The following is a 2,751-nucleotide window of genomic DNA, read 5'->3' as shown; positions in this document are numbered from 1 at the left end:
GTAACGGCCCGCTGGAGGCCGTCTTGACACCCGGGTGAGCTTGCGATGCTGGCACACTGTGATAGCGTATGGGGAATGATCGCCATAGTGGCTGTTGTTCATCAAGAGGTGTTCCCCCATGAGTCTGACATCGGCCCAGTCCGCCCATGTTTCGAAGGTATTCCCGGAATGTCGAGCCGATATGGCTCGATACCTGGAGAGTGGTGCAAAGGTAGCGATTTACCGGCAGAACGAGTGCGGTAGTGATGTTCAGCCGTATGCAATCGCAGTTGCGGGAACCGACTTCTGGATTGAGTGTTGCGAGACACCAGAGGCAGCGGTGGCCCTGGCGGGCTCGCTTGGCCTTAACGTCATTGAGGTTAAGCCGTAGCGTGCCGGTTATGTAACGGCCAAATCCATGCCGGCGGCCACAGCCCAGGGCAGCAGTTCGTCGATCCGGTTTATCGGATGATCGGCGATGCGGCTGAGCACGTGGCGCAGATACGCCTCGGGGTTGAGGTCATTGAGCCTCGCGGAGCCGATGAGGGTGTACATCGCCGCGGCCCGTTCGCCGCCGCTATCGGCGCCCGCGAATAAGAAGTTTTTGCGACCCAGCGCGACGGTGCGCAGCGCGCGCTCCGCACTGTTGTTGTCGATCTCCAGCCGCCCATCGCCGGTATAGCGCGTGAACGCCTCCCAACGCTTGAGTGTGTAGAGGATGGCCGCCGTAGTATCGGACTTGCGCGAGAGCTTGGCCGCCGTCTCTTCCAGCCAGGCCTTGAGCGTTGTTAATCTCGGTACCGCCTCGCGTTGCCGGATCTCCCGGCGCAAGTCTGGTGGTTGTCCTCGGATCTCGCGCTCGATGTCATAGAGTTCGCCGATGCGCGCCAAGGCCTGTTCGGTGACGGCATTGGGCCGCACCACGTGCAACTCGTGGAACTTGCGTCTGGCGTGCGCCCAGCAGGCGGCTTCTTGCACTCGCCCTGTTTCATAGACCGCGTTGAATCCAGCGTACGCATCGGCTTGCAAGGTGCCGACGAAGGATCGCAGATGGTGTTGTGGATGTTCGCCCTTGCGATCGGGCGAGTAGGCGAACCACACCGCGGGTGGCGCGGCATCGGCCGATGGCCGGTCGTCACGCACATAGGTCCACAGCCGTGCCGTCTTCGTCTTGCCATTGCCCGGCGCCAGTACCGGGATCGGCGTATCGTCGCCGTGCACCTTGTTGCCACCCATCACATAGCGTTGGACGGCAGCCACCAGCGGGCCGAGCAATGCAGAGCAGCCGCCGACCCAGTCACCCAGCGTCGACTCGGGGAGGTCGATCCCTTCACGTTCCCAGCGGACGCGCTGACGATACAGCGGCTGGTGGTCGCAGAACTTTGAGACCAGCACGTTGGCAAGCAAGCCCGGACCGGGGATTCCGCGGTCGATGGGACGGCTGGGCGCGGGAGCCTGCACGATGCGATCGCAGCCAGTGCAGGCGAGCTTCACGCGCTGATGTCGGATGACACGTAACCGTGCCGGGACCAGTTCCAGTTGTTCGGAGACGTCTTCGCCAAGTACTTCGAAGGCGCCACCACATGCGCAGCATGTCGTCTCCGCTGGCGTGTGAATCAAGTCTTCGCGTTCCAGGTGTGCAGGTAGCTGGTTGCGTCCACCGTTGCCATGGGCAGTGCGCGCGCGAGGCACACTTGCCGCGGCGACGCCTTCATCGGTCTGCAGTTCTTCGAGCTTGAGTTCGAGCTGCTCGATCTGTCGATCCAGCTTCTCGGACCTGTGGCCGTACTGCTGGCGCTTGAGCTTGGCAATCAGCAGCTTGAGGTGTTCGATCTCGATCGCGTGATCTCGCAACGCGCTGTCGCGTGCAATGATCATCGCCTTCAGGATGGCGATGTCGTCGGGAAGCGTGGCGGGATCGGTTTGCATGCCCCGCAGTGTAGGAAGCGGCGCAGCAGTTTACAAGGCGAGTGTCGGTCGCCAGGTGCGTTCTGGCTTGCGCCAGTCAATGCCTTCGAGCAGCATCGAGAGCTGTGCCGGCGTCAGGTGGACCTTGCCGCTGTCAGCCTGCGGCCAGACGAAGCGACCTCGCTCCAGGCGCTTGGCCAGCAGGCAGAGACCGTCACCGCTCCACCAAAGCACCTTGATCAGGTCTCCGCGCCGGCCGCGGAAGACAAAGACATGGCCGCTGTACGGATCCTCGGACAGAGTTGCGTGTGCCTTGGCAGCCAGACCATTGAAGCCGCAGCGCATGTCGGTGATGCCTGCGGCCAACCACACGCGCGTTCCGGCCGGCAACCCGATCATGCTGTCAGAGACGCTATCAGCGCGGTCAACAAGGCCATATCGACAGGGCCGGTCAGGCGGATGGTGCCTCGCTCAAGCCGGATCTCCACGGCGCCTTCGTGCCGCAACGCAGAAACGACAGGCATGGAGGAGATGTCCTCGACGGTCACAGGCAGCATCGCGGCCGAAGAGCCTTGCTCGCTGGCGAGGGCCATACGGCGCCACTTGAAGACCTGATTCGTGTTGAGACCGTTGGCCAGCGCAATCGCCGAGACAGACGCATTGGGCTGCATGCACTGCGCGACGACATCACGCTTGAAAGCGTCGGAGAACCGGCGTCGCTGGATGCGCCCCTCCGAAATGGGACCGGGCAGTGGCTTCATAGGTGTCCGCCTAATTTAAGCGGACGCCTATGCGGCCCGCGAAGACACCAGATCTTGCCTACACCGCCTCAATTGCAGAAGACGGTGCTCGCCGGGCCGTTAC

General features: G+C 62.7%; 3 protein-coding genes. All 3 read right to left on the bottom strand.

Going from position 1 to position 2,751, the window contains the following annotated elements:
- Positions 1-378: 378 nt before the first annotated feature.
- Genes tnpC through tnpA form a run of 3 tightly spaced genes read right to left on the bottom strand, consistent with a single transcriptional unit; the run spans position 379 to position 2,648 of the window.
- Entirely contained in the window at positions 379-1,908 is a 1,530-nt protein-coding gene (gene tnpC, locus AC3G88_RS29315; RefSeq protein WP_488894484.1) for an IS66 family transposase, read from the bottom strand.
- 30 nt (positions 1,909-1,938) lie between these two features.
- A complete protein-coding gene (gene tnpB / locus AC3G88_RS29310) occupies positions 1,939-2,259 on the bottom strand; it encodes an IS66 family insertion sequence element accessory protein TnpB (protein WP_488894483.1) in 321 nt (106 codons plus the stop codon).
- 23 nt (positions 2,260-2,282) lie between these two features.
- Positions 2,283-2,648: an IS66-like element accessory protein TnpA gene (gene tnpA / locus AC3G88_RS29305; RefSeq protein ID WP_488894482.1), complete on the bottom strand. Its 366-nt coding sequence runs from the start codon at positions 2,646-2,648 to the stop codon at positions 2,283-2,285.
- Between the last annotated feature and the right edge of the window lie 103 nt (positions 2,649-2,751).

Source organism: Cupriavidus sp. 86D6, assembly GCF_057815095.1.
This window is presented reverse-complemented; position numbering and strand designations above follow the sequence as displayed.

Coding starts and splice junctions, on each gene's coding strand:
- tnpA (WP_488894482.1), bottom strand. CDS start 2,648: ATGAAGCCACTGCCCGGTCCCATTTCGGAGGGGCGCATCCAGCGACGC.
- tnpC (WP_488894484.1), bottom strand. CDS start 1,908: ATGCAAACCGATCCCGCCACGCTTCCCGACGACATCGCCATCCTGAAG.